At 40.1% G+C, this 24,859-nt stretch carries 27 protein-coding genes, 1 pseudogene and 1 riboswitch; of the genes and pseudogenes, 5 read left to right on the forward strand and 23 right to left on the reverse strand.

Translation table 11 applies throughout. The features are described from left to right. Positions 1-53 precede the first annotated feature (53 nt). From DWX61_RS18970 to DWX61_RS12135, 4 genes are all read right to left on the reverse strand, one after another. Positions 54-191 (reverse strand): hypothetical protein, encoded by a 138-nt coding sequence (locus tag DWX61_RS18970; RefSeq protein ID WP_182433994.1) that lies wholly within the window; start codon positions 189-191, stop codon positions 54-56. Between the two features lie 99 nt (positions 192-290). Further along, positions 291-479: a hypothetical protein gene (locus tag DWX61_RS12130; RefSeq protein WP_118625521.1), complete on the reverse strand. Its 189-nt coding sequence runs from the start codon at positions 477-479 to the stop codon at positions 291-293. Between the two features lie 46 nt (positions 480-525). Then, on the reverse strand, positions 526-687 hold the full coding sequence (locus tag DWX61_RS18975; RefSeq protein WP_182433995.1) for a hypothetical protein: 162 nt from the start codon (positions 685-687) through the stop codon (positions 526-528). A 45-nt stretch (positions 688-732) separates the two neighbouring features. Further along, positions 733-1,011 carry a hypothetical protein gene (locus DWX61_RS12135; protein ID WP_118625523.1) on the reverse strand — a complete coding sequence of 93 codons (279 nt, stop codon included), beginning with the start codon at positions 1,009-1,011 and terminating at the stop codon, positions 733-735. Positions 1,012-1,331: 320 nt separating this feature from the next. On the opposite strand from DWX61_RS12135, the gene DWX61_RS12140 reads away from it, so the two are divergent. Then, complete coding sequence (locus DWX61_RS12140) at positions 1,332-1,544, forward strand: helix-turn-helix domain-containing protein (protein WP_118625525.1); 213 nt, start codon at positions 1,332-1,334, stop codon at positions 1,542-1,544. A 138-nt stretch (positions 1,545-1,682) separates the two neighbouring features. Further along, positions 1,683-2,531 carry an ArdC family protein gene (locus DWX61_RS12145; RefSeq protein WP_118625527.1) on the forward strand — a complete coding sequence of 283 codons (849 nt, stop codon included), beginning with the start codon at positions 1,683-1,685 and terminating at the stop codon, positions 2,529-2,531. 549 nt (positions 2,532-3,080) lie between these two features. On the opposite strand, the gene DWX61_RS12150 is transcribed toward DWX61_RS12145, so the two are convergent. From DWX61_RS12150 to DWX61_RS12160, 4 genes are all read right to left on the reverse strand, one after another. Beyond that, a complete protein-coding gene (locus DWX61_RS12150; protein ID WP_118625529.1) occupies positions 3,081-3,755 on the reverse strand; it encodes a hypothetical protein in 675 nt (224 codons plus the stop codon). Between the two features lie 99 nt (positions 3,756-3,854). Further along, a complete protein-coding gene (locus tag DWX61_RS18795; RefSeq protein WP_147419628.1) occupies positions 3,855-4,430 on the reverse strand; it encodes a hypothetical protein in 576 nt (191 codons plus the stop codon). Positions 4,431-4,449: 19 nt separating this feature from the next. Further along, the gene (locus tag DWX61_RS12155; protein WP_118625531.1) at positions 4,450-5,049 is read right to left on the reverse strand and encodes a hypothetical protein; all 600 of its coding nucleotides are present in this window, start codon (positions 5,047-5,049) and stop codon (positions 4,450-4,452) included. A 261-nt stretch (positions 5,050-5,310) separates the two neighbouring features. Beyond that, the gene (locus DWX61_RS12160) at positions 5,311-5,940 is read right to left on the reverse strand and encodes a primosomal protein N' (protein ID WP_147419629.1); all 630 of its coding nucleotides are present in this window, start codon (positions 5,938-5,940) and stop codon (positions 5,311-5,313) included. A gap of 189 nt (positions 5,941-6,129) precedes the next feature. After that, a riboswitch (cyclic di-GMP riboswitch) is annotated at positions 6,130-6,210 on the reverse strand. Positions 6,211-6,323: 113 nt separating this feature from the next. Here DWX61_RS12160 and DWX61_RS12165 point away from each other — a divergent pair. Next, entirely contained in the window at positions 6,324-6,542 is a 219-nt protein-coding gene (locus tag DWX61_RS12165; protein ID WP_118625535.1) for a helix-turn-helix domain-containing protein, read from the forward strand. A 100-nt stretch (positions 6,543-6,642) separates the two neighbouring features. Here DWX61_RS12165 and DWX61_RS12170 read toward each other — a convergent pair whose 3' ends face one another. Genes DWX61_RS12170 through DWX61_RS12180 form a run of 3 tightly spaced genes read right to left on the reverse strand, consistent with a single transcriptional unit; the run spans position 6,643 to position 8,356 of the window. Further along, a complete protein-coding gene (locus DWX61_RS12170) occupies positions 6,643-7,743 on the reverse strand; it encodes a hypothetical protein (protein WP_118625537.1) in 1,101 nt (366 codons plus the stop codon). Continuing rightward, on the reverse strand, positions 7,743-7,946 hold the full coding sequence (locus DWX61_RS12175; RefSeq protein WP_118625539.1) for a hypothetical protein: 204 nt from the start codon (positions 7,944-7,946) through the stop codon (positions 7,743-7,745). Before DWX61_RS12175 ends, DWX61_RS12170 begins: the two co-directional genes overlap by 1 nt. Then, on the reverse strand, positions 7,943-8,356 hold the full coding sequence (locus DWX61_RS12180) for an HU family DNA-binding protein (protein ID WP_182433996.1): 414 nt from the start codon (positions 8,354-8,356) through the stop codon (positions 7,943-7,945). The genes DWX61_RS12175 and DWX61_RS12180 overlap by 4 nt, the downstream gene beginning before the upstream one ends. 467 nt (positions 8,357-8,823) lie before the next feature. On the opposite strand from DWX61_RS12180, the gene DWX61_RS12185 reads away from it, so the two are divergent. Next, a complete protein-coding gene (locus DWX61_RS12185) occupies positions 8,824-9,720 on the forward strand; it encodes a LysR family transcriptional regulator (protein WP_118625543.1) in 897 nt (298 codons plus the stop codon). Between the two features lie 159 nt (positions 9,721-9,879). On the opposite strand, the gene ilvC is transcribed toward DWX61_RS12185, so the two are convergent. The 3 genes from ilvC to DWX61_RS12200 form a co-directional block, all read right to left on the reverse strand. Continuing rightward, positions 9,880-10,899: a ketol-acid reductoisomerase gene (gene ilvC, locus DWX61_RS12190; RefSeq protein WP_118515940.1), complete on the reverse strand. Its 1,020-nt coding sequence runs from the start codon at positions 10,897-10,899 to the stop codon at positions 9,880-9,882. Positions 10,900-10,996: 97 nt separating this feature from the next. Next, on the reverse strand, positions 10,997-11,494 hold the full coding sequence (gene ilvN, locus DWX61_RS12195) for an acetolactate synthase small subunit (protein WP_015526774.1): 498 nt from the start codon (positions 11,492-11,494) through the stop codon (positions 10,997-10,999). Between the two features lie 164 nt (positions 11,495-11,658). Further along, on the reverse strand, positions 11,659-12,699 hold the full coding sequence (locus tag DWX61_RS12200) for a tyrosine-protein phosphatase (protein WP_118625545.1): 1,041 nt from the start codon (positions 12,697-12,699) through the stop codon (positions 11,659-11,661). Between the two features lie 153 nt (positions 12,700-12,852). Between DWX61_RS12200 and DWX61_RS12205 the strand changes: the two genes are divergently transcribed. Further along, on the forward strand, positions 12,853-13,797 hold the full coding sequence (locus tag DWX61_RS12205) for an AEC family transporter (protein ID WP_118625547.1): 945 nt from the start codon (positions 12,853-12,855) through the stop codon (positions 13,795-13,797). Positions 13,798-13,978: 181 nt separating this feature from the next. Here DWX61_RS12205 and DWX61_RS12210 read toward each other — a convergent pair whose 3' ends face one another. From DWX61_RS12210 to DWX61_RS12250, 9 genes and pseudogenes are all read right to left on the reverse strand, one after another. Next, positions 13,979-14,788 carry a Cof-type HAD-IIB family hydrolase gene (locus tag DWX61_RS12210; RefSeq protein WP_118625549.1) on the reverse strand — a complete coding sequence of 270 codons (810 nt, stop codon included), beginning with the start codon at positions 14,786-14,788 and terminating at the stop codon, positions 13,979-13,981. Positions 14,789-14,805: 17 nt separating this feature from the next. Next, positions 14,806-16,074, reverse strand: a complete 1,269-nt coding sequence (locus DWX61_RS12215) for a M18 family aminopeptidase (RefSeq protein WP_118515935.1) — start codon at positions 16,072-16,074, stop codon at positions 14,806-14,808. 84 nt (positions 16,075-16,158) lie between these two features. Continuing rightward, positions 16,159-17,217 carry an FUSC family protein gene (locus DWX61_RS12220; protein WP_118625551.1) on the reverse strand — a complete coding sequence of 353 codons (1,059 nt, stop codon included), beginning with the start codon at positions 17,215-17,217 and terminating at the stop codon, positions 16,159-16,161. 220 nt (positions 17,218-17,437) lie between these two features. Further along, positions 17,438-18,082: pseudogene (locus tag DWX61_RS12225) on the reverse strand (peptidoglycan-binding domain-containing protein); the annotation flags it as partial. Between the two features lie 84 nt (positions 18,083-18,166). Then, a complete protein-coding gene (locus DWX61_RS19565; RefSeq protein WP_118625553.1) occupies positions 18,167-19,600 on the reverse strand; it encodes an N-acetylmuramoyl-L-alanine amidase in 1,434 nt (477 codons plus the stop codon). Between the two features lie 22 nt (positions 19,601-19,622). Then, positions 19,623-20,096, reverse strand: a complete 474-nt coding sequence (locus tag DWX61_RS12235) for a phage holin family protein (RefSeq protein WP_118625555.1) — start codon at positions 20,094-20,096, stop codon at positions 19,623-19,625. Positions 20,097-20,190: 94 nt separating this feature from the next. After that, the gene (locus DWX61_RS12240; protein WP_118625557.1) at positions 20,191-20,388 is read right to left on the reverse strand and encodes a hypothetical protein; all 198 of its coding nucleotides are present in this window, start codon (positions 20,386-20,388) and stop codon (positions 20,191-20,193) included. After that, a complete protein-coding gene (locus DWX61_RS12245; RefSeq protein ID WP_118625559.1) occupies positions 20,385-22,535 on the reverse strand; it encodes a hypothetical protein in 2,151 nt (716 codons plus the stop codon). Before DWX61_RS12245 ends, DWX61_RS12240 begins: the two co-directional genes overlap by 4 nt. Before the next feature lie 1,324 nt (positions 22,536-23,859). Continuing rightward, a complete protein-coding gene (locus DWX61_RS12250; RefSeq protein WP_118625561.1) occupies positions 23,860-24,858 on the reverse strand; it encodes a tyrosine-type recombinase/integrase in 999 nt (332 codons plus the stop codon). Position 24,859 lies beyond the last annotated feature (1 nt).

Raw genomic sequence — 24,859 nt, forward strand, 5'->3', positions numbered from 1 at the left:
AGCAATAAACAATTTGATAAAAGCCCCGTAACGCCGATAGGTCAGCGGTAAGATTATCCTTCCTGAAAAGAAACGTTCCTGTAGATCTCGGAATGAAGAAGATCATTGTAAAACTTCTCAGCTTCTGATCTGTCTGTGAAGCATCTGGAATAGCTGGCGTTTGATGTGTTAAAATGTACTCTGTATAACATGCTCTTGTCCTCCTTGTTCTCTGACTACCTGACCGCCGTTGTGACGGTCAACGCTCACAGCTTAAAGCCCTATTTATAGTGGCTGCGACCACTTGTTAATCAAATATTCTGGATAGCTACATATCTTCGTGCATCCTGTAAGCACTCAGCTTTAGTATTGCCGAAGGCTACAGCATTGCCCCAACTATTTCTTGCAACCCATTCGGATACCATGCCATTACTTTTAGCTCTTGAATTATAAGGATCATAATGTTCGATTCTTTCAAAGATTAAATCTTTAAATCTCATCTTTTCACCTTTCTCCGGTCTGACTACCTACCGGAAGAGATAGGATTTATAAAATCGTGTTAATCAGTTCCAGATTCTTCAGTAACTGCTGCCGAGTTGCCTCATACTTCTCTGCAACTGTCTGTATATCATTCTGAATCATTCTGATCTCAGCAGACTGTTTATTGTGATCCGGTTTGTTCTTGTGCTTAAAGATGTTTAACACCATGTTCCCACCTTTCTCCGGTTAACCCCCACCGGAAGGATCAGCTTCTTATTTAACATATAATCTGCGGTACTGGCTAACTCTCTGATACTCTGCAAGGCTGCCAAGATCCGCCTCAAGTCGTTTGGCATCAACTGTACGGCGTTCACAGGTAGAAATCTTTACTGTGAAGTCGTTACCAGTTTCGGAAAGCTTCTCATTGGAATCAAGATAGCCGATGATCTCACGCTCCACAGCTTTTAATTCTTCTTCAAGCTGTTCTTTCATAGCCTTCAGTCCTCTGTAATCAGCTACAACCTTCTCGAGTTCGTTCATTGTTCTACACATATGTTTTATCCTCCTGTGAATTGATCTCTTATGTTGCAACCCTTGAATCATCTTCCTGACTATTGACACGCCCTATTGCTGATCTCACAGGTATATGGATTCAAGTATTGGAAGCTTTCGGCTATCCGGTTGCTTGTGTGTTGCTGTTGTTTTGTTGTTGAGATTATAATACACCTATTTTAAGTGTATGTCCATTGACAAATGGCACAAAATATGCACTTGTTTTTTGTGTATATTATACACCTGTTATAAGTGTTTATTAAATCTCACTTGTAAACCACAAAGAAAGATGTTACAATTCAAAATAGGAGGGATTTTTTATGCTGAAATACAAAATAGATATATTAGAAGAATTAAAAACTAAGGGTTATACAACATATAAATTAAGAAAAGATAAGATCATTGGTGAAGCACAAATACAAAAAATTCGAACTGGTGAAATTGCAAGCAAAGAAACTTTAAATACATTATGTAACCTTTTACATTGTCAACCAGGTGATATACTTGAATATATAGAAGATGCTGTTGAATAGACATTAGAATATATACACTTGTTTCATATGTATAATATGCACCAAAATCAAGTTCATATTATATCTATTTTGTCAATATACATACACTTATTTTAGGTGTATACTTACCTCATAATAAATCACACGGAGGTAAGGCAAATGGCAAAATCAAATGTATATGAAATGGTAACAGCAAGAATTATTGCAGAACTGGAAAAAGGTAATATCCCGTGGGAAAAGCCGTGGACTGGCGTGAGATCAGGAGCATTTAACCGGATCAGCAAGAGACCATATAGCTTATTAAATCAGATGCTCCTCCAACATTCCGGTGAGTATGCAACATTTAAACAGTGGGCTGATCTTGGCGGACATGTTCGTAAAGGTGAGAAATCTGAAATCGTTGTTTTCTGGAAGATATTAGAAAAAGAAGAGACAGACAAAGACACCGGAGAGAAAGAGATCAGGAAGATCCCAATGCTGAGATATTACAACGTATTTCATATTTCACAGGTTGAAGGTGTTAAGCCATTAGCGAAACCTTTTGAAGAGGTGAAACCGATCGAAGAAGCGGACAGAGTAATAGCTGATTATGTGAAAAGAGAAAACATTGATTTTGAAGAGTGTGCAAGCAATCAGGCATATTACAGCCCGTCATTTGACAGAGTTGTGGTCCCAATGAAACAGCAGTACAAGAACATCAACGAATATTACAGCACAACATTTCATGAACTGACACACAGCACCGGACACAATAACAGATTAAACAGATTACAGACCGGAGCAGTTGCAGCTTTCGGATCAGAGACTTACAGCAAGGAAGAGTTGGTTGCAGAGATCGGAAGCGCATCCCTTATGAATCTGTTAGGAATTGAAACGCCTAAGACATTTAGAAACAGTGCAGCATATATCCAGAGTTGGTTGAAGGTTCTCAGGAACGACAACAAGTTTATAGTATCAGCAAGCAGCAAGGCAGAAAAAGCAGTTAATTTCATCATTGGTGAAGCGTAAAAAAATAGGCTAAGAGAATCCGTTGTGATTCTCCTAGCCTTTATTTTTTGGTTATAATTTGTTTATTCTGGACTGCTGTATATGTCCTGTCTGTAAGCCGCCGTTGTCTCTGTCTGCCGCCTTGTGTCCATTCTCATAAGCTATATGGGACGCTCTGATTTCTCTGTGTTGTCTGATATGCAGATCAGAACGTTACGGGCTTATTGTATTCTAACAGTCAACGAATCAGAATATGGATTGTAGATTGTATACACAGCTGTTTTCTAGTTGTGTCATGCTGTCCTGGTATCCGTTCTGATGGTCTGGATGATAATAGGATACAGAAACGGTATACCCCGGTGGTTTACATTTCAGAGAAAAGGGCTTGTGACTGTATGGGGTGGATGTGTTCAATTTTCACGATACAGGTAAAATTTGAATGTTCCGAACGTCTGCTGCTATTATATCACTTTTCCATATATGGATATACCGCCTCACACATTACATTGGTGATTATTTGATGAGCTTGCATATCACATGGTTTTGCAAGATACAATAAAGATTGCAATTTTATAATTGTACCCCCAAATTTTCTTGCAAATAATTTTGAATATCGAAAACTTCTAATGCATCTCTACAATATGTTCGTAAAAATTCTATGCGTCCCAATGTATACGCAATAAAACGGGCAACTTCAACCCAAGATGTAATCGTTAATGGCTCTTTTAAAAGTGTTTCAAATAGTTCTATTTTATTCTTTTTTTCATCCAGTAAGTACTGCTTTAAATTTTTATGTTCCCTTTCCAGATATACTTTAGATGTATAAATATTTATTTCTGGATTTTCCGTAATATTTCTAAATTGTAATGCACACATCATTTCAAGTATTGTTGCATGATATTCATGATATATCAACGCATAATTTTCCTTATCTACTATACTGTTTTTCTTTAATAAGTAATGGTCATACACATGTGTAAATTCATGAAATGCTATTGATTTTGTTGATTTTTCTCCCAAAACATAATAGTTTAACTGATTCGCATGTACAATTTTATACTTTTTAGGATCTATATAACATCGTGGACTTTCAGTATCTATAAATGGCTCTATTTTTATATCTGGTAAATCTTTAACATTTACAAAATCTTTATATTCTTCATACCATAATTTAAAGTATTTCTGAGTTATTGTTTTTTGTTCTATATCAGAAATTTTCTTTATTTTTGTATTTGCATTAATCATCTCATTTATCCTCTTCTACTTATAATAAAAAGGGTAATCTGTTCAATCTATTTGCATACTTGATTTATATTTAGGATTTTGAAATTATAATTATCATATTTACGGTTTCCATTTATAACCGCATTTTTGGCATACATTCATAGGCGTTCCTGAACCTAAAAAGCCAGTAAATAAAGAATATCCTCTTGTGGTAGATCCAATTGAAGTTGAGCCACATTTCGGACATCTAACTTTTGGTTCTTCATAATCTTGAGAATTAGATGAAGAACTTAACATAAATGATTTAAATTCTCTGTCTAAAACTTCTTGATATAATTTGGAATCAAATTCTGGACTATCAACGACATACCTTTCTCGTAAATGAGTTTTAAATTCACGAAATTTATTTTTATCTCCTGTTCCAATTTTCATATATTCATCTAATGTAAAATTCGTATTTATTAAATGTTCACATCCACAATTTTTACATATTGGAGTTTCGTTAACTGAATAAGTTTCATCATTTCCACATTTAGGACACATATAATAAAATACTTGTGGTAAAAAATGCTCCGTTCCATTGGAATTGTACATATGTCCGCAGTAACTACACCTCATTACATTTTCTCCATATATTTCTGTCCAGCTTAATGTCTTTCTATTTTTACAATGTGGACATCTATCTTTTATATCCATAATATCACTCCTTTTGTAATTACCACTTGTACCCACAATTTAAGCATTCAAAAGTTTTTCTGACATTATTACTAAATAAACCAAACATCAATCCTCCACTTATCTTTTTACCTGTAGGAATTTTTCTAATGTTTGTAGAATTACATGTAGGGCAATGAAGTTTGTTTTTATTAGCTTCAAAATTCTTTCGTTTTTCTTTTTCCATTTTTTTAAGTTTTTTAGATGCTTTATATTCTTCTGCTATTAATGTATTATATAAATCAGAATCGAATACGTCACTGTTGATTGTATATTTTTCACGTAAATTTATTTTAAATTGTCTAAATGCTTTTGGAGATGAAGTACTTGCATTTTCATAATCTTCATCTGAAAACTCAGTTTTAATCATAGGTTCATAATGACAGTTCTTACAGATATGTTGATTATTTTCTGCATAGTTCCAACCCTTACCACATCTAGGACAAATGTAATATTGTCGTGGAGGTGCTATATATGGAGTACCGTCAGAGTTTGTATTCGCTCCACACATCACACACCAATAAATATTGTCTTCTTCATTAAAATATAATCCTTTTTTCCCGCATTTAGAACATTTTAATTTTTTATTCTTTTCCATCATTTTTGTTTCAACCTCCAAATAGAAAGTAGGTGTTTAAAATAAAAAATGCAAATCTATGTTTGACTGGTTAGTATATCCAATTTCAAAACATCATAAACCTAAAGAAGAATATATAAAAATTAAAAGAAAAATGTTAGAGTTAAAACAACAACAGGAACTTTTTTCTGATTAAGTAAATAATTCTTCTACCGAATATGAAAAATCATATTGGCGCATATATTCAACAATGAGTATTGAAAATCGTAGACAATTGGATCAAATCTACCATTTGTATCCGCAGTTTTTACAGTGAAATGTTTTTCTTATGTTATTGCTAAATATTCCAAATAAAAATCCACCAGTAATTTTAGATGCAGTTGATATTTTCTCTATATTAGTACTTCCACATGTAGGACATTTTGGGATATTTCTGTTTGACGCAATTTCTTGTTGTTTTTGATCGTATTCCACCTTTTCTTGCTCGATAGTTTTTCCTGTTTCGATCATTCGATTTAATTCTTTTTCTTTTTCATCTTGTATATTCTCATTGTATTTTTCAGAATTAAAATCAGGATTATTAGTAACAAATGATTCACGAAGTTTTTGGTCTATTTCTTTTTGACGGCAAGCTACACACGCTTCGCCATAAGTATAGCCTGTCATTTTTGTATTAACCATATCCCTTCCGCATTTTCGGCATTTCATTTGTGGATTATCAGGATCATATCCATCACTAAGAGCAATAAATCCACAAGAAGGACATATCATTACTCTTTGCTCATATGCTGTTGGTTCAATAATAGGATTACCGTTATAATCAATGTTTTTACCACAATACGGGCATCTATAATACCCTGATTTATCTTGCATTGATTCTTTTCTTCCGCAATGCGGACATTTTATTCTCATCATAAGATTACCTCAAATATGGAATAGTATACATATACTCCCTAGTATTATAAATGTCACTTATAATTGCAATAACTATCTATTCAACAATATCATACCCCTCAAAATTGTACCCTGTAGTTATAAGCATATAAATCCCTCCCCAATATAAAAAAACACTGCTCCATCGTAAAGCAATGCCTTAATCATCCAAATTGCAACTGGCTGTCATACATCTGCTTAGACCCTATAGTTTTGCGCCGCCAGATTTCTCTGGGTTTGCCGTATTCTATTTCACACTTTTTTCACAATTTCTTATATGCTCCATTATATTCGTCATTGCGAAGATATTCAAGAGTAAAAAGATATTTTATGGTTATTCTATCAAGAAAAAAGAAGGATAACTAATGATTGATTACTCTCCCTTCTGGGAAACGCTCAAGAATTCAAATGAAAATTGGTATACACTGACAAATAAACATCACCTATCACATAGTACCATGCACCGTCTAAAACACAATAAGGATATTTCCATGCGTACTGTTAATGATTTATGCCGTATCCTTAATTGTCAGATACAGGATATTTGTGTATATGTCCCATCCGATGACGATCAGCCATTATAATCCTTATATTCTATACGACATAAATTCTATTTCCTCGCTATGAAAATGTAAAAAAATAGGCATACCAAGGATTATTTTCCCTGATATGCCTATAATTATCTCAATATGGCTCTACTCGCACCGTAAGCAGTTTCTCATATATGTATTCTGGTATTTTGTCTCTATATTTCGACACTGTGACTGCAATATCACATTCCTTGAACTTCTTATAATCTGCAAAAGCTTCATCTATTGTGTTCCGATATGGTAAATCAATTATATCTTCTGTGCCAAAATAAGTAATCTGTCCGTAATATTTATTGACTTTACCATTATATCTTACACCAAGAGGAAGTACATTATCTGGGGTTTCTCCATCCTTATAATGCTTTTTGCTGTTAGCAAGCAATGTATTTAATCCTTGTGGCAGAATACAAATTGTCTCTGGAGAATACACCTTACTACCATTACCAAATAAATCCTTGTCTACAGCCATTGATTCGCCTGGTACTTCATAATATAATTCCAAGTATCTTTTGACAAATAACTGCGGATCATCTTTCCATTCTTGACACATTTCAACATCATCATAACACTTGTGTGCACTGCTACTGTTATCTTCTCCTTTACATCGACTGGAAATTGACCCATATGCAGACATAGCTTGACTTTTGGCATTGTTGACATACTCAATATATTCCTGCTCATAGCCTAATTCCTGCCATGTAATCTTACCTGCTTTCAGATTTCTAAAATCAGATTCGGAAACATAAATCAGATCCTTATACCAGTTATTTGTAAAGTCACCACTTTTATGCCATATCTTATGTCTGAATTTATACGGTTTCAGAAAACTTCTTGCTACTAATTCTTCAGGGCTAGTTTCTCTCTTCCAAGTTTCAATTATCGTTTTCCCAGTCTTTTTCCCTCTAACTTTTTCTTCTATTCGTTCTATCTCATAAACAGTATAATGGCATTGCCCCTGTTTGTGCTCATAAAATTTATTCTTATTTGGGTTTCTGTGGTTATTTACGCATCTTCCGTAATTAGAAATCCAATAGTTTTCTGTCTGCGGTATTCTTACAAATACTTCAAACGCACTGATTAATTTATATTTAATTGGATATTCTACAGGTATCATATCTGTTAGTGGTATCTCTGCCAGATTTTTATTCTCATTAAGAATATATTGCATTTTCATTTCTGTATTGTTTAATTCCATTATTTCTCTAATCCTTTCCCATCAGTAATATTTTCAACAGCAGTAGTTGTCCTGTCAGTCATTGGACACCACTTTGGACTTGTTTCTGGTAGAACATCTTCATCCAGCTTACCTATGAAATCTTTTCTATTTTCATGGTCACAATAATACATTCTCTTATTAACAGCGTAACATTTTACATATTTACAATCTTTACATCTCATTCTTCTTCTCCTTCTTCGTATTCATCATCTTGATTATTTGCTTCTTCTTTGAGGTAATCTCCATACGCTTCGCAAGCACGATTTAACACAGTACCAGATTTAAACTTTGCCTTATATCTTTCTGGAATCTCATACACATTTTTTCCTGTTCTTTCCATCCCCGAACGTACTGTTCTTTCTTTATAAAGTTTAGGTGCTACAGTGAAAAATCCATTTAATGACAATTTATCCCCATTAGCCAAAATGTCCTCTATTGTGCGAAGCATATAACGGATTGTCCAGTATGTATTCCAGTAATCTCCACCTATCCTATTTTTGGGTATTCTCGCATATTCTTTAAATCTATTAGCTTCTCTCATTTTGTCATGTACCATCTTGGTAAACTCTGCTTCATATATTGTTTTGTTCATTGTCATTTCCTCCTTAATTTTTGTTTACGAACTTCTTATCTTGTGCTATTATAGATGCTATATTCTTAAAATGCTTTATTTTGCGTTTAACCGAATTTTTATCCAGGATTTAAGTTTGTTTCATGGTTTCTTTGATAAAAGCACTAAAATAAGCCCATGAACTATAGATTGTCTACGTTCATGAGCTTATGCCAATACTCTTATCACAATATGCGGATTTCCTCCTGAATATTTATTCTGTTTTTGAATTTATTACCTTTTTTATTACCTTTTAAATTTACCCTTCGGAAAACCTTTAAAATCAAGAGGTTTCAGTTCCATTGCGTCCCGTGAGGTCGCAGGTTCAAATCCTGTTGCCCCGATTGAAAATTATAGATATTATAACAGCTAAGGTTTCCGAGGTCTGATGACTTCGGATTTTTTTATTACCTTTATTACTTTACTATTTTTCGAAAGGAAGGTTTTACATGCAGGATAATCTGTCTCTTTATCATATTTTTTATACGGTAGCACGTACCGGCAGTATCTCCCACAGTTCCCGGGATCTTTATATCAGTCAGCCCGCTATCAGCAAGGCAATCCAGAAGCTGGAGCAGAATCTGGATACCGTTCTTTTTAAACGAAGTTCCCGGGGTGTCACTCTGACCCCGGACGGTGAGCTTCTTTTTGAAAAAGTAAAAGAAGCTCTTTCACTTCTGGATGAAGGAGAAAATTCCATTCGCCATAACCGTTCCCGGGACATTCCAAAGCTGCGTCTGGGTGCCAGTTCTACTCTTACCAGATATGTACTGCTCTCCCACCTGAAAAACTATATCGCTCGTTTTCCTCATGTACGTATCACAATTTCCTGCCAGTCTACTTATCAGACTCTGCAGCTTCTGGATGAGGAAAAAATCGATCTGGGACTCATCGGACGGCCGCAGAAGCTTCGGGGATATTATTTTCAACCTCTTTTGAAAATCCAGGATACCTTTGTCTGTACACAACAGTATCTGGAAAACCAGAAACAGCTCTATCCTGATGAACCTCTGATTCAGGCAGCAACTTTCATGATGCTGGATGAGGACAATATTACACGTCAGACTGTGAACTCTCAGCTAAAAGAACATCATGTGGAATTAAGCCACATTCTGGAAGTAACAACTATGGATCTTCTGATCCAGTTTGCGGAAATCGGTCTTGGGATTGCCTGTGTGATCCGCGATTTTGTAAAAAAAGAGCTGGAAGAAGGGACTCTGGTGGAAGTACCGGTAGGATTTTCTTTTCCGCTGCGTGAGATCGGGTTTGTGTGCAGACAGAAAGATGCTGATTCGGCTTTAATCGCGCCGTTTTTCGATGATGAAACAGGGCATCCGGATAGATAAAGTATGAAAAACCCCCATCTGACCATTGTGATCAGATGGGGGTTTTAGATTTCAAAAAAGTTTCCTGCCACTGTATTACATATGTAACTTTTTTGTCTCAAACTTCGCTGCGCTTCGTTCGAGTAGCGCAAAATTTATTGCACCTGCAATAAATTTTGCTTAGTTATTAATAAGCTTATCCTCGCCGTTCCAGCTGTAGAGTTTACGGATCTCCTCGCCAACTTTCTCAGACTGATGCTCAGAAGCTAATTTTCTCATAGCCTTGAAGTGTACCTGTGCACCTGCATCGGACATGTCGAGTAAGAACTCTTTTGCGAATGTACCATCCTGGATATCGGAAAGAACTTTCTTCATTGCTTTCTTTGTATCCTCTGTGATGATCTTCGGTCCTGTGATGTAATCACCATACTCAGCTGTATTGGAGATAGAATATCTCATTCCGGCGAATCCTGACTGATAGATCAGGTCAACGATCAGTTTCATCTCATGGATACACTCGAAGTATGCGTTTCTTGGGTCATAACCAGCTTCAACAAGTGTCTCGAAACCAGCCTGCATAAGTGCGCAAACACCACCGCAAAGTACAGCCTGCTCACCGAAGAGGTCTGTCTCTGTCTCTGTACGGAATGTTGTCTCAAGAACTCCAGCTCTTGCTCCGCCGATTCCAAGTGCATATGCAAGTGCGATATCCTGAGCTTTACCTGTAGCATCCTGCTCTACAGCGATCAGACAAGGAACACCTTTGCCAGCCTGATACTCGCTTCTTACTGTGTGTCCAGGTCCTTTCGGAGCGATCATTGTAACATCAACATATGCCGGTGGTTTGATACATCCAAAATGAATGTTGAAACCATGAGCGAACATAAGCATGTTGCCTTCCTCAAGGTTCGGCTCGATATCATTCTTGTAAAGTGCAGCCTGTTTCTCATCGTTGATCAGGATCATGATGATATCTGCTTTCTTAGCTGCTTCAGCAGCTGTATATACCTCAAAGCCCTGCTCCTCAGCTTTTTTCCAGGATTTGCTTCCTTTGTAAAGGCCGATGATTACATTACATCCGGACTCTTTAAGGTTCAATGCATGTGCATGTCCCTGGCTTCCGTATCCAATAATCGCAATTGTCTTACCATCTAATAATCCGAGATTACAGTCTTCCTGGTAAAAAATCTTATTTGCCATTTTACTTTCCTCCTCTGATGTTTACAACATCTTCTTCATAAAAATTATTTATCGTTAAGAGAGTATCTGCTCTCCTAGCAAACATATGTAAAAATTTTTACAGGTACCGGACATCGTCACTGCCTCGTGACAGACCTGTGATTCCTGTTCTTGCAAGCTCAAGGATCTCATAGTCAGCCATCAGCTCCACAAACGCTTTCAGCTTGTTCTGGCTTCCGGTCATCTCCATAATAAGTGAATCCTTACTTACATCCACAACCTTTGCACGGAAGATATCTGCAACAGAAAGAGCTCCCTGTCTCTGTTCTGGCTTCACAGCAACTTTAACGAGCATCAGCTCACGGGCAACGCTGTCGTCCTGTTCAAGGACCTTAACATCCCGTACATCTTCCTGCTTCGCCAGCTGCTTAGTGATCTGCTGGAGCATCTGGTCATCTCCCTCACAAACAACTGTCATACGGGAATATCTCTGATCTGCAGTCACTCCTGCGGTAATGCTGTCAATATTATAACCACGGCGACTGAAAAGGCCAGCCACACGGCTAAGGACTCCGGAGGTATTATCCACAAGGATGGATAGTATTCTCTTTTCCATAATACACCTGCTTTCAACACTTTTATGTATAGAAAACCGACTTCGTCAGTTAACGCTTTAATCTAATAAACCCTTGCTTTCTTACCATTATAACAACTTCGAAAATTTTGTCAATCAAAATTTCCTGCAAAATCCATTCAGGATGATAAGAAATGTTTTTATCCTCAGATCAGATATTTTTTCTTAAGCTCCTCGGATGCCTTTGATGTTAGGTAGAGTTTTTTCCGAAGGAATCTTTCAATTCCCCCGTTTTCTTTTTCGATGACATCAAAAACTGTATTGATATAAGACTCCTTCACCTGATAGAAGGCATTCAGATCTGCAAGCTTCCGGCTATTTTCCGGCCGGTCTGCCCGGTAAAGCCTGCGCATATACTTCAGTTCGTCTTCCAGACATGGATTCGACCGCATATAATCCCTTCTTATCGTTTCCTTAGGTACACCCAAAGCAAAGAGCAAAAGTGCCGTTCCAACTCCTGTCCGGTCTTCTCCTGTGGCACTGTGAAAAACAACAGCTCCGTTCTTTACGTGAAGCAGGACATCCAGAAAACGTGCATACTGCTTCAAAGAATATTCATCCGTAATATAATTCCGGTACCAATCCTGCATATATCGGTCTACATCACCATAACAGGACATCACATGTTCAAAAAAACTGTTTCCACTGCTGTCTTCATCCCGAATCGGAATATGATAATATTCCACTCCTGCCATGATATCATCTGGTTTTTTCTTTACTTCTGCGGCTGACCGGAAATCGATCACTGTTTTTACATTATATTCTTCTGAAAGGATCCGGTTGTCTGCAGCAGAAGCATGATAGATTTCTCCGCTGCGCAAAAGCTTTCTGGGAAGAATATGCGAACCGTCTACTGTCATCAATGCACCCAGATCTCTTGTATTCGGAAGATTCTGAAGCGGAAGCCTGCTTCCTTTTGGAAAGCCAACCGCAAGATCCGGATTCAGTACTTTAAGAAGCTGAAGACAATCCTGTACCTCCTGCTCTGTCATATCAAATTTATAACGCTTCTGACGTCTGGTTATGATTACCAGATAATTGATGATCAGCTGCTTTTCACCGGTTTTATCGGTTCCCTCACGGCGCATGTACGCCCAGAGAATATCTTTACACGGAAGACTGTTGAGCATCATATGTCTGGTAAACACAAAAAAGCCATCTTCAATCCGTATTTTTCCGTATCTCATTTTCTTTCCTTTCTCCTTCTCAACCCCTGTGCTGCTTTCTTCGCAACACTTTTTATCATACCAGAAATCTCCAGTCCCGTATACCTCGTTTGACAATTTTCGTAGTTTGGATATAATAAACAGAGAAATTTTACCACAGGAAGGCTTTCTTTTATGGACAATCTTATTTTCTGTCTGAATGTTACCGTGCCCATCTTTCTTACACTTCTCCTGGGATATTTTTTCCGGAAGATCGGGCTATTTGATGAGGCATTTGTCAACCGTATGAACAAATTTGTGTTTGTCATCCCCCTGCCTGTGCTTCTGTTTCAGGACATCGCTAAAATTGATATCTATGAGGCCTGGGATCCCCAAATGGTTCTTTTCTGTTTTGCGATCACATCGCTCAGTATTATGATCTCCGTGCTCCTGTCCCATTTTCTCCATCCTTCCGATATCCGGGGCGAGTTTATCCAGGTATCCTACCGCAGCAGCGCGGCGATCCTTGGTATCGCCATTATCCAGAACCTTTACGGAAATGCGGGTATGGCACCACTGATGATCATTGCCAGCGTCCCTCTTTACAATGTAATGGCTGTTGTAATTCTCTCTGTCTTTAAACCAGGTCAGAGAAAAATAGATGATACCGTTCTGAAGCGTACTTTAAAGGGAATTGTCACCAATCCCATCATTCTTGGCATTGCAGCCGGTACACTCTGGTCCCTTCTTCGTCTTCCATTTCCGAAAATCCTGGACTCTACGGCAGGCAATCTTGCAAAAACCGCCACTCCTCTTGGCCTCATGGCCATGGGCGGATCTCTGCACTTCGGAAAAGCCTTTTCCCGGCTGAAAGCATCTGTTGCCTGTACATTTATGAAACTTGTCGGTTATGAAGCACTTTTTCTTCCTCTTGCCATCCGCTGCGGTTTTACAAAGGACAAGCTGGTTTCCATCATTATCATGTTGGGGTCCGCCAGCACCGTTACCTGCTTTGTCATGGCAAAAAACATGGGACATGAGGGCTCTTTTTCTTCGGGAGTCGTGCTTCTTACCACATTATTCAGTGCCTTTACCCTGACACTCTGGCTGTTTATCTGCAAAGGTCTGGGACTGATCTGATATTGCAGCTTCTGCATATTATCTACCCGGAAAAATCTGTAACATAAAATGCTGTAAGAACTATGATTTCTGGTTCTTACAGCATTTTTTATAAAAGCATATTCACATAAAGCTATCATTCCTGATGTGGATGTTCCTGTTCTTACAGTCACATACCCTGCAAAGCAAATGAAATATCCTCTCAGATCAGCTTCAGATATTTCAATCCATCCTGTATTCCGTAGTGGAACATATCAGACGTAACATAATCTGCCAGTTCTTTGATCTTCGGAGAAGCATTTCCCATAGCAACCTTTGTTGCAGCGTATTCAAACATGGCAAGATCATTATTGCTGTCTCCAAAAACAACGGTATCCTCCCACGGAATATCAAACAGGCGGATCACAGCCGCGATCCCCACAGCCTTGTTAAATCCCTTTGGCACCAGTTCAATGGTATTTCCCACAAACGAACTGCTGCCTTCATGACGAATGATATCATAGTATTCTGATAAAACAGATAACGCTGCCTCTGCATCACATCCCTCAGTCATTTTTGCGCTGATCTTATTAATCCGCATACAGTCCTCATTTCCGCGGATAGGCCTCCATTTATCACCCAGGGATTCTGTGATCAGACTGGCATACCAGTTCACTTCATCGGTATACTCCTCTTTGTCATAATACATAAAATCCGCGCCTTCCATCACCGGAATCAGTCCGTATTTTCTGAGAACCTCCACAGAAAGCTTTGCAACCTCCGGTGTCATCTCTTTATTAAAAAGTCTCTTCCCGTTCTTCTCAATGGTGGATCCGCAGGCACTGATCATTCCTGTAAAAGGAACCTGCTCCAGATACCAGGATACAAACGCACGGCTTCTTCCTGTGCAGAGCCACGCTTCGTGTCCATTATCTACCAGCGCACGGATGGCTTCTATGGCACTGTCCGGCACTCCTTTTTTCATATCACAGACTGTTCCGTCCGCATCAAAAAATACTGCTTTTCTGCTCATTTTCCTGTCCTCCGATATCACCTGTAAAATACCTTTGCCGCACGGATCAGACTTTCTGTATCTTTTACTCCGGCCGTTTCATAAGCGGAATGCATCGCCAGCTGCGGCAAACCGATGTCGACCGTATTCATGGCTGCCTGGGTATTGGAAATATTTCCCAGAGTGGAACCACCGGCAATATCGGAACGGTTCACAAATGTCTGATATGGCACATCTGCTTCTCTGCAGAGTTCCTTGAAGATTGCTGTGGAAATCCCATCGGTACAATATTTCTGGTTGGCATTATATTTGATCACAATTCCACCGTTCATCACCGGACGGTTTACAGGATCTGCCTTGTCTGTATAATTCGGATGTAATGCATGTGCATTGTCCGCAGAGATCATAAAGCTCTCCGCAAGGGCCATCAGATAACTTTCCTGATCTCCGCCAAGGGCCAGATTGATACGAAACAGTACATCTTTAAGAAATGTGGATGCAGCTCCCTGCTTGGTAGTACTTCCCACTTCTTCATTATCCAGTACACAATGGACTGCAATAACCTTCTTCCTATCTGCCTGGAGAAAGCCTTCCATTGAAGCGAACGCACACTGCAGATCATCTAATCTTGGACTGGAAACAAATTCATTCCTGGATCCCCAAATTGTTCCGGGCATTCGGTTATAGAGAAACAGATCATGGCCCAGGATATCCTCCGGACGGGCCTCTGCCGCTTCTGCCAGCATCCGCATGAAGTTTCCTTTTTCACCACTGCCACTGTACAATGGAAGCATATCTTTCTGGACATTGTAATGATAGCCTCCGTTAATATCCCGGTTCATATGGATAGCAAGACTCGGGATCATGACCAGATCTCTGTCGATATCTACAAGCTTTTCCAGGATTTTTCCGTTCTTGTGGACGAGCATGCGGCCTGCAACAGAAAGGGGACGGTCAAACCAGGTAGAAAGGATCATTCCTCCGTACCGCTCCACATTCAGCTTCACATAAGCTCCGTTTACAGACATCTCCGGATTTTCTTTTATTTTAAAAGACGGGGAGTCACTGTGACTTGCAATGATATGATATCTCCTGCAGTCATTGACAGGAATGGAAAATCCGATGATCGCGGAATGATTTCTCATGACAAAATACTTTCCGCCCTTTTCCAGCTCCCAGCGCTCCTCTTCCTTCAATTCTGTAAAGCCTTCCTCCAAAAAACGTCTTCTTGTTTCCTCTGCCGCCTGAAAGGCTGTAGGACTTTTACTGATAAATTCCAGCAGTTTTTCTGTTGTTTCTTCGTACATAATCTTCTCCTCTATCGGCCCGGTGATATCCGGGCTGTTATGCTATTACCCATTATACGGCAAAACTTTTTTCAGGGCAATATCTCAGATTTCTGCACTCTTTCGTACCCACATATGCTGCACGAGCTTATCCCCAAGCTTATTTGCGAGCATAGTATAAATTGAACTAAATACATTGGCTCCAATACGGAGCAGCACTGCTGCCGGCATTCCAAACAGTCCTGATGCAATGGACAATGCTCCAAATGTATTAAATGCAGTCTGCCACGCATAACCTGCGGAATATCCTACACCGATTCCTCCGATCATTCCAATATAGGGATACATAGATTCCGGAAGTATCAGATAAAGCACTGCAAACAGAATACAGCCAACGATGTTGAACATAGCTCTTTTTCCAGCTCTTCCCCTGCAATCCGCGGTAAACGGCAGACACACGGACATACAGGCAATTCCGGCCCACATTGCTCTCGGAAGTCCCAGAAGAGACATGATCAGCATAGCGCTGGAAACGATCAGCGTCAGTCTTAAATACCACCTGCCTCTTGCAGAATGCAGATTAAATTCCCGGAACAGGTCCAGAAATGTCCTGCGATACGGGCGGTTTTTCTGATTCTTATAAAAAACTACCATGCAGAAAACCATTCCGGCCAAAAGCCCCTCTACACGAAGCAGATACGCCTTTCCGGTTACGTCATATCCCATCAGAAGCAGATATCCGAGAACAAATGTGGAATGGTTATACATAATTACATTATGGCATCCCAGGATCATCAGTAACAGGATGCTTATCGCATTAACAAAAAATGCCGGTACCGGTGAAACCATATTGGATAATCTCGGTCCTGCGATCAGAATACAGAAAATCCCGGCAATGGACAACAATCCGTGGGACGTCCGGATCCCGAAATCCGCCTGTCTTAAAACCAGCACTGCCAGCAGTACGGTTACTCCTACAACACTGTTGTCATTGCCGGTTATCTTACTGTACAATGTCACAACCGCCACACAAAATGCCATGACAAGATATACTTTAAAATTATAGATCAGAATATGCCTTCTTTTTTCCTTTTTGTCTGTGGTATTTCTGATCAGCTGTTTTGATCCGGTTGAGCTTAACTGCAGTTCCTGATAAAATGTCATTTTCATCACTCCTTTTGTAAAGCAGACATTCTCATTTCGCTTTTTCACATGCTCATAAACGCAATCTTTTTACAATTTACGTTCATAGATACAAACAGCCATTATACTTGGTTTATTCTGAAACGTCAAACATTTTTTCTGAAATCATGTTCACGCATTACACCTCAGCCCCGATCAGATCACTCCGGAAACGGCCGAGAACATTTTTATATTTATATATTTACTGCAGCTCTGCTATCCTGGTCACTGCTACATAAATGTCCTGTATCTTATACCAGGTTGGATAATCCACCACTCCGGATGCAGGAAGCCCAAATATATTCTGGAATTTTTTTACAGATGCAGCAGTAGCCGGACCATAAATACCATCCACAGTCACTGACGGGATGGCAGGATAGGCTTTTGCTATGGCATTAAGCTGTTCCTGGATCTGCTGTACCTTTTCTCCGGTAACACCGATAGTCAGGTCATATCCAGGCCAGGATGCAGGAATCCCGGAAACTGCTTCCGCCACATTGATATACATATCGTTTCCATAGAAACTTCGCAGGATCTCAATCGCGGAATATCCCTGATCTCCCAGAGCTTTGCTTCCCCACTGGGTCATCCATCCCCGGTCCCTGCACTGCACCTGCCGTCCGTCACAGTACTGGGTCAGGATCGGCTGACGTACATCCGGTCTGGAAAGATAGTTTTCAAACAGTTCATCCACGATCCGGTCGATACTCTCAAAAATATTCCTGCCATAGATCCATTTGTGGTCGTATGCTGTGGAGGACGTAATGGTAAAATCATAACCTTTATTCCGGTACCACTCTGTATAAACTCTGTTCAGAGTAAACGACATGATCGCCAGCACATTGGCACATAAATGATGATATTATATAATCCAGATGATGCAATATCCGTCCGGCAGTGGGTACCTGCCGGACTTTTTTATAATAGGAAGTTATTTTGTGTTTGCCTTCACATGTTCGATCACCTTTTTCCAGGAATCAATACCGCAAGTTCCACTTGTTTTTACGCCTGTGTTTTTCTGGAAAACTTTCAGAGATGCTTCTGTATCGTCTCCGAAATGGCCATCCACAGTAACACCAAGTACAGACTGCAGCACGGAAACTGCAACGCCGGAATTCCCTTTCCGGATAATCGGAAGCTGGGTCTCAAACTTTCCTGTCAGAACTACTGCCTTTTCTGAAGTCTGTACCGGATACACTGCTTTTCCGTTCCAGTCATAGATGGTGTATCCCTGTTTCCACTCTTTCTTTGCATTCTCAAGGCTCTTGTATGCTCCGATCTGGCTCTTGCTGTCAGCCCAGGACTTTCTTGTGCGATAATACTTATCTACCGTCGGTGTGGCGGTCTTAGCTCCGATCAGCTGCTTGAACCGGTTCCAGTCACCTTTTGCACGGATTGCTGACGGGCAGTTCTTTGCACATACATCATAATGCTGCACAACTCTGTCTGCCGGGATTCCCAGCTGTTTCATAAGCTGTTTGCACACCTGGACTGTATTCTGGAAAGCTTTCTCATAGTTATAGCCCGCCTGGACGCACATCTCGATTCCTACTGAATTTCTGTTGTTGACAGTACCGAACAGCCGACCGCCGTAGTTGACGCCCACGTGCCATGCTCCACGGTTGTACGGAAGCGCCTGGTATGCTTCTGTGTCGTCCACATATACATGTGCGGAATATCCCTTAAAGTTGCCATCATGCTGTGCTTTTGCATGCGCTTTCGCATTTGCACCCTTGGCATAGTTATCCGTGTTGTGAATTACGATATATGCCGGTTTCTGACCTGCATAGCTATTGTTGTTACTGATAAGGCTTGTGTTGATATTCATGGTATTACTCTCCTTTTCTGTTTTTGATGTCTTGATAGATAATACGCTATTCAAAATGCTGATGATTTTCTGACCGTAATTTCGGCCAGCTGCCCAGCCCTGCCCTTTTGGATTTTCCTGGATCCCGAGCCACTCCACATAAGGCGCACAGCCTCTGTTGACGTATGTATAGCGCGGATCCACGCAACGGTTCTTCAGTCGGTCTGTGGATGCGTAGGCCTGCAGGTGCTGGATCTGTGCACGGATGCCTTCTGCCGGTGTTCTGAAGCTGTTGCCCTTCATACCGGTTTTAGTTACACCAAGACCGCAGAGGTTATTCTGATCGAAAGTTACTGCTGAACCTGTAAATGTGAAGTTTCCTGTCTCCAGGCAGCTCTGAGCGAAGGCAATATCTCCGCGAACTCCTTCTGCAGCTCCTTCTGTGATATATAACGGAATCATCTTTGTGACCGAATCGGACACCTGCGGATTTACTTTTTTAATGTAGGCCCTCATCTGGTCAATGCTGGCCTGTGATTTTTCCATGATCTTTAACATGTTCTTCCTCCTAAGAGGACGATCACTCGCCCTCTGAATCTTCGTTTTCTGGATTGATATTAACTTTATCTTCCACCTGAGACTTTACATGTGTTACAAGCGGAATCAGAAATGTTGGAATTGTTACTCCCATATCTTTGATATTCTCCAGGATACTAATGATCTCGTTGCATATAATCCAGATTGCCACAATGCAGGCCACCAGGAATGTAAATGGTAAAGTGATGCCTGCAGTCTGGGAAGCATATAAAAGAAGCTGATCAATGATTGCTCCTACAATCACCAGGAGCCACATGCTCACTTTTTTCATGATTCCACGAATGCTTTTGTATGAATTGATATCCTCAGCTCTGTATGTAGATGCCATAAGACCTGTGGCATAGTCGAGAACATTGCAGGCCACCATAAGGAGGACCGGCACTGTCAGTACCCCCAGTACGGAACTGATCAGTGCAAAGATAGCTGTAAAAATTGCTTTGATGTGATTTTCTTTCATTATTTTCCCTTTCTCCGGTATTGCGCCGGCGCAATTTTAAGTATAAAAATAAGAGCCTTCCGGCTCTGCTCTGATTTTCATATATGTTTTTCTCCTACTCTGTGAGGTGCGTATCTTCGATGTACTTTTTGATTTCGCTGATGTGATTTTTCAGGTCTTTATTAAGTACGAGGAAGTTTTTCTTGTTATTCTGACTGATGATTGTTCCGTCTTCAGCTACTTCCGAATAGGTAAAAGAGATTCTTTCTCCCTCTCCTGTATTCAGCACTATAAAGCTTGTTAATACTTTCATATTTCCTCCCTTTCCTCGATGAGTTTTTCTATATCGTTCAGGTACTCATCGTCATATGCTATCTGTTTAAATCCTACCATTCTATCCTCGCCTTCATACCGGTTGTACTCATAGCCTTTCTGTTTTGCTTTCAATTCCCAAAAAAATCTGAGACCAGGTGTACCGGTTACTAAAAAATAATCCTGACGGCATTCCGAAACATACAGATCTCCTTCTCCGCGCTTCTGTAAAAAAACATAGTACTGTATTCCTGTGTTGATCATCTCTTTCAGGATATCTTCGATGTCAATATAACATTTTCCATCTTCTGATATCTCTCCGGATCCGATATCTCCAAACAGTGGTGTTGGAGTTTCGTAGCAGTAAACTCCTTTTTCTCCGTAGTTTTCTGTTTGGCGAACTGCCTGTTTAGTTCCGGCAACTCTGAGGCCTTCTGCAACATATAGTGTTCCGTAAATATTTGTGCATCCTAAAGAGTGATGGTTTCCGCTGGTAAAATCACCACCAGCCTCTGTATCCGCATCCGATATCAGATCTAAGCATTTCCAGTTGCTGGTTCTTAGACCATTTATGCCGAACGTCATATAATCAGATGTTCCGGGGCCCTTTCGAAAAGTAAGACGTTTATTTTGGGATGAAAAATATGTGTCGTAATAAGTCTGTCCGATGCCACTTGCAGGTTTTGTAGTACTCTGATGTGATATCGTATCTGATGAGATTTTGAATCCGGCTATGCTTGCTTTCAGGGAGTACAAATCGTCTACTTTAATTTTTTCCGCGGTTACACTATCGGCCGCAAGTGCAGCTGTGGTTATAGACTTGGACTTAATGTAAGCTCCGTTCCAGTACAACTTGCCACCGGTCATGTACATACCCTCGATTTTTCCATTATTAGTCAGAAGGTTAAAAACATCTTCTGATGTATATCCATGCCGAACATCTGGACGGTAGATGTATATGTTCCCATCGCCAGTGCTAATCGTATTCCCGCCGCCAAACATGATCAGGCTTCCTGTCTTTTCCACGCTCGTGACATCTTTCACGAATGAAAACTTTTTCCACGATGTGGTCAGCACTATGCTTTCTCGCACTTTGTTGAAATAGAATGCTATAGACTGTGCTTTTGACGCTTTTGCCCAGAATGTTATAGTATATCGTCCGGTGGCATTGAGTACAGCGTTTGTGTCCCGCTTTGCAGCAAGAATGCAGTTGTCTACATCGGCAGTAATCACTACCGCATTTTTCCCACCATCTGGATCATTCTGGCCTGTTTTCACGGTCCCGACTGTATTCCAGTACGTTTTTACATTATCCGCTGATAACCGATATCCTTTCACAAGGTTTCCGCCAGACGCTTCTAGCTTTCCGATTTCCGCTAGCGTATACGTCCGTGTATAGTCCTGTGAGTCTTTAAGAACCAGTACATCACAGTCATCTGTATACTTTTTCGCATCTGATAGCGCTGTGATGCTATAATTTTTGATAATATCCATAGCGTCGTTAGATATATCCGTGATACTGATGTTGCCCTGCAGGTCTATGATGCTTGCACGGATCTTGATCTGTTCTGCCGACTGATTGATCTGACTGATCAGTGATGCTTTGTCAGCCTTTTTTGTCCATTCCGTGCTCGATGTGACTGTTGATACGATAGCGCTGTCAGTGATCTTCTGCGAAGCTTCGTTTCTCCATGTTTCAAGTGCTCCTACCGCATCTCTTGTGGCGTATGTATTAGATACAGACAGTGAAAGTTCATCTATTTTTCCCTGTATCGCGGTATTCATGGTCGTAGTCGTACTATAGTTATCCTTCAGATTTGATTTGACCTGAAATAAATTTGAGGAGAATCCGTCTACAGTTGACTTATACTCAGCAACTTTGGCATCAAGATCCGTATACTTTCCGGTTACGGAATCATATTTCGATGATATATCTGTATAGGTCTGCTCCAGTCCATCTACAGTAAGCTTTATATTCGCAAGTTTGCTATACATAGTAACCTTGCTGTTCTGCAATTCGAGGATTTCACTCTCGCTGATCAAGGCCTCTATCTTGCCTTTGACAACAGAAAAATTTGTCTCATTTGTCTGGAAGCGCTTCAGTATGGCATCTTTGGCAAAAATGTTTATCTCTTTTTGAAATCTCATTTTTTCTCACCTCCTTTCTGTGATATTAAATAGTAACCGTCTTTCCAGTTATGCAAGTGCCGCCTCCGACAAGATTCCAGATGGCAACGAAATTGCTTTTTTCCGTGCTGGTGAAAACGAAATTGTAGTAAACGAAAATCTTACTATACCTCCGTGGACATTCTGCATCTACATTCCATTCGGACGGGATGCTGGATTGATAGCTGTTGGAATTGGCAAAGTAATAGCAGCCTACCGGATGAATGGCACTTGGACATATCGTTACGACATAAAATAGTAACCTGCTCAAAACGCAAATTATTGATACAAGATCAACAAACAAGCCACCGCAATACTATTACTCAAATTATCCTCAAACAGTTGTTTATGAGCTTAAAGAGAGCATATCAGTAGACGACCCTTTTCAGGCTGCAGCGTTTTTAGTTTTACAAACAATAACTCCCTGGAATGACACATCGGGCGGAAGTGTAATTCAAAGAGCCTATATGTCTGGCAAAGTCAAGATTCGATATTCAAAAAGTACAGATTCTTGGTCAGAATGGACAGATTAAATAGTAACCGGCTGACCGCCTACGCACGAGGAACATACAATGAATTAAAAATCAATGCAAATGGCTATGCGTCATTGGCTAAAAATGATATAGACCTCTCAGAATGTAAATTCGCTACCATAGTGAACTATGCAAACATAAATACCAAAACAGCTATAACCATATATGCAAGCTCTCAAAGAGCTTATATCATCGGAGAACCCGATACAATAATTTATGGTTTAGAGGTTGATTTTTGGAAATAAGTTTTCTTTCAGCTTTATAAAATAGTAACACCTCAAAGCTTGCCTTGAAAGAAAACGTGACCGATATACAGGCTTTGATAAGCAAAGCTTCACCTGGCACGTACATTCTGTTCCACCTCTCTGGTACTAACTATACAGGGAATGATCTTCCTATTGATGCGACATATAAATATGGATCTGGAATTATTTTTTACCGTAATTCAAGTTCATGCAAAATCGTATTATTTCCGGAACGAACGAAGCCAGTCTGGAAAATGGCTGATTGGGAAAAATGGAAAGACTTCGTAAATAATACGGTCGATTAACGATAGATAATTCTTGGTCTTACTATAACTAATACTCAAACATTTTTATGTTTTTTAATTAATATAAGCTAAAACTCAAGAGCCTCTTCCCATTTTGTATAATATCGTCTCTCTGAACATCTTCCCGATTTCCATTGTCTTTTTGTAGTTTTTTAGGTACAACAAAAAGGCTGCCATTTCTGCCAGCTTCAAAAAATCATATTATTTAGAACAAATCAGGCTATCAGGCTATATACCGTCTGAATGATGCTCGGACGTTTTCCTCGCTCACCGTCACGTACATCATCGTCGTATCTGGTTTCTGATGACCTGCGTACATCTGGATTTCCTGCAGTGGAATTCCTCGGTTTCCGGCATCCGTCAGTAATGTGCGACGGAATTTGTGCGGATGTGCATGGATTTCCGTCTTCTGGCCTAATGTTCGCAGCATAGATTGAATAGCCTGCTTCCCAAGTCGGGTATGTGGCCGCTTATTGCTCACGAACAAGGCCGGGTTTGTATCATCTCTGGATAACAGATACTTATGAAGATGATATGCACAGTCATCCGTCAGATACACTCTTCTCTCTTTCTTGCCTTTTTCTCCGTATATAATCACTTCCTTGTTACCCCAATCTATATCTTTCCGATTAAGCCGTACAACTTCGCCGATTCTGGCTGCTGTGCTGTACAGGAATGCCATAATAGCTATATCTCGCTGGCACTCTGCATTACAGCGCAGATGCTCCATTTCGGCCTGCGTAAATGGTTTTTTAATCATGCGCGGAACCTTGATTTTCTTGAGACGTCGCATAGGATTCCGGCTAATATACCCCTCATCCGATATCCATGCAAAGAAGCTACTCAGATACCGTCTGATTGTGTCCATATAGCTCATAGAGATCTTCCTCTGTTCCTGATACATCGCAAGATAGTATCGAATATCATTCGTTGTGATATCCTGCAGCCGCTTATTCAGAGCCGTAACAAGTTTAACCACGCAGTCATTGTATCTTTCCAATGTTCCCTGACTGCAGTTCTCGATTCTCTTCGAAGCAATGAAGGTCCTAAGAATCTTCTGCCAGTGAATTTCTGACGTTACTAGCTGCGTACACTCCTCCTGCACCTCAATCCCGTGGAATTCTATCGCCAAGACGTTCTCCAAGTGCTGCAACTGTTCGTTCGAAAGTATATCCTGCATCCTCTCCATTATCCTCGATTGTATCATTTCGATTTTTGTCAAA

The organism is Ruminococcus sp. AF20-12LB (assembly GCF_003478985.1).
In the GTDB taxonomy this organism is placed as follows: domain Bacteria; phylum Bacillota; class Clostridia; order Lachnospirales; family Lachnospiraceae; genus Blautia_A.

Bases quoted from the DNA above. Each gene is read 5' to 3' on its own strand.
- DWX61_RS18970 (WP_182433994.1), bottom strand. From the start codon at position 191: ATGTTATACAGAGTACATTTTAACACATCAAACGCCAGCTATTCCAGA.
- DWX61_RS12130 (WP_118625521.1), bottom strand. From the start codon at position 479: ATGAGATTTAAAGATTTAATCTTTGAAAGAATCGAACATTATGATCCT.
- DWX61_RS18975 (WP_182433995.1), bottom strand. From the start codon at position 687: ATGGTGTTAAACATCTTTAAGCACAAGAACAAACCGGATCACAATAAA.
- DWX61_RS12135 (WP_118625523.1), bottom strand. From the start codon at position 1,011: ATGTGTAGAACAATGAACGAACTCGAGAAGGTTGTAGCTGATTACAGA.
- DWX61_RS12140 (WP_118625525.1), top strand. From the start codon at position 1,332: ATGCTGAAATACAAAATAGATATATTAGAAGAATTAAAAACTAAGGGT.
- DWX61_RS12145 (WP_118625527.1), top strand. From the start codon at position 1,683: ATGGCAAAATCAAATGTATATGAAATGGTAACAGCAAGAATTATTGCA.
- DWX61_RS12150 (WP_118625529.1), bottom strand. From the start codon at position 3,755: ATGATTAATGCAAATACAAAAATAAAGAAAATTTCTGATATAGAACAA.
- DWX61_RS18795 (WP_147419628.1), bottom strand. From the start codon at position 4,430: ATGGATATAAAAGATAGATGTCCACATTGTAAAAATAGAAAGACATTA.
- DWX61_RS12155 (WP_118625531.1), bottom strand. From the start codon at position 5,049: ATGATGGAAAAGAATAAAAAATTAAAATGTTCTAAATGCGGGAAAAAA.
- DWX61_RS12160 (WP_147419629.1), bottom strand. From the start codon at position 5,940: ATGATGAGAATAAAATGTCCGCATTGCGGAAGAAAAGAATCAATGCAA.
- DWX61_RS12165 (WP_118625535.1), top strand. From the start codon at position 6,324: ATGATTGATTACTCTCCCTTCTGGGAAACGCTCAAGAATTCAAATGAA.
- DWX61_RS12170 (WP_118625537.1), bottom strand. From the start codon at position 7,743: ATGGAATTAAACAATACAGAAATGAAAATGCAATATATTCTTAATGAG.
- DWX61_RS12175 (WP_118625539.1), bottom strand. From the start codon at position 7,946: ATGAGATGTAAAGATTGTAAATATGTAAAATGTTACGCTGTTAATAAG.
- DWX61_RS12180 (WP_182433996.1), bottom strand. From the start codon at position 8,356: ATGAACAAAACAATATATGAAGCAGAGTTTACCAAGATGGTACATGAC.
- DWX61_RS12185 (WP_118625543.1), top strand. From the start codon at position 8,824: ATGCAGGATAATCTGTCTCTTTATCATATTTTTTATACGGTAGCACGT.
- ilvC (WP_118515940.1), bottom strand. From the start codon at position 10,899: ATGGCAAATAAGATTTTTTACCAGGAAGACTGTAATCTCGGATTATTA.
- ilvN (WP_015526774.1), bottom strand. From the start codon at position 11,494: ATGGAAAAGAGAATACTATCCATCCTTGTGGATAATACCTCCGGAGTC.
- DWX61_RS12200 (WP_118625545.1), bottom strand. From the start codon at position 12,699: ATGAGATACGGAAAAATACGGATTGAAGATGGCTTTTTTGTGTTTACC.
- DWX61_RS12205 (WP_118625547.1), top strand. From the start codon at position 12,853: ATGGACAATCTTATTTTCTGTCTGAATGTTACCGTGCCCATCTTTCTT.
- DWX61_RS12210 (WP_118625549.1), bottom strand. From the start codon at position 14,788: ATGAGCAGAAAAGCAGTATTTTTTGATGCGGACGGAACAGTCTGTGAT.
- DWX61_RS12215 (WP_118515935.1), bottom strand. From the start codon at position 16,074: ATGTACGAAGAAACAACAGAAAAACTGCTGGAATTTATCAGTAAAAGT.
- DWX61_RS12220 (WP_118625551.1), bottom strand. From the start codon at position 17,217: ATGACATTTTATCAGGAACTGCAGTTAAGCTCAACCGGATCAAAACAG.
- DWX61_RS19565 (WP_118625553.1), bottom strand. From the start codon at position 19,600: ATGTTAAAGATCATGGAAAAATCACAGGCCAGCATTGACCAGATGAGG.
- DWX61_RS12235 (WP_118625555.1), bottom strand. From the start codon at position 20,096: ATGAAAGAAAATCACATCAAAGCAATTTTTACAGCTATCTTTGCACTG.
- DWX61_RS12240 (WP_118625557.1), bottom strand. From the start codon at position 20,388: ATGAAAGTATTAACAAGCTTTATAGTGCTGAATACAGGAGAGGGAGAA.
- DWX61_RS12245 (WP_118625559.1), bottom strand. From the start codon at position 22,535: ATGAGATTTCAAAAAGAGATAAACATTTTTGCCAAAGATGCCATACTG.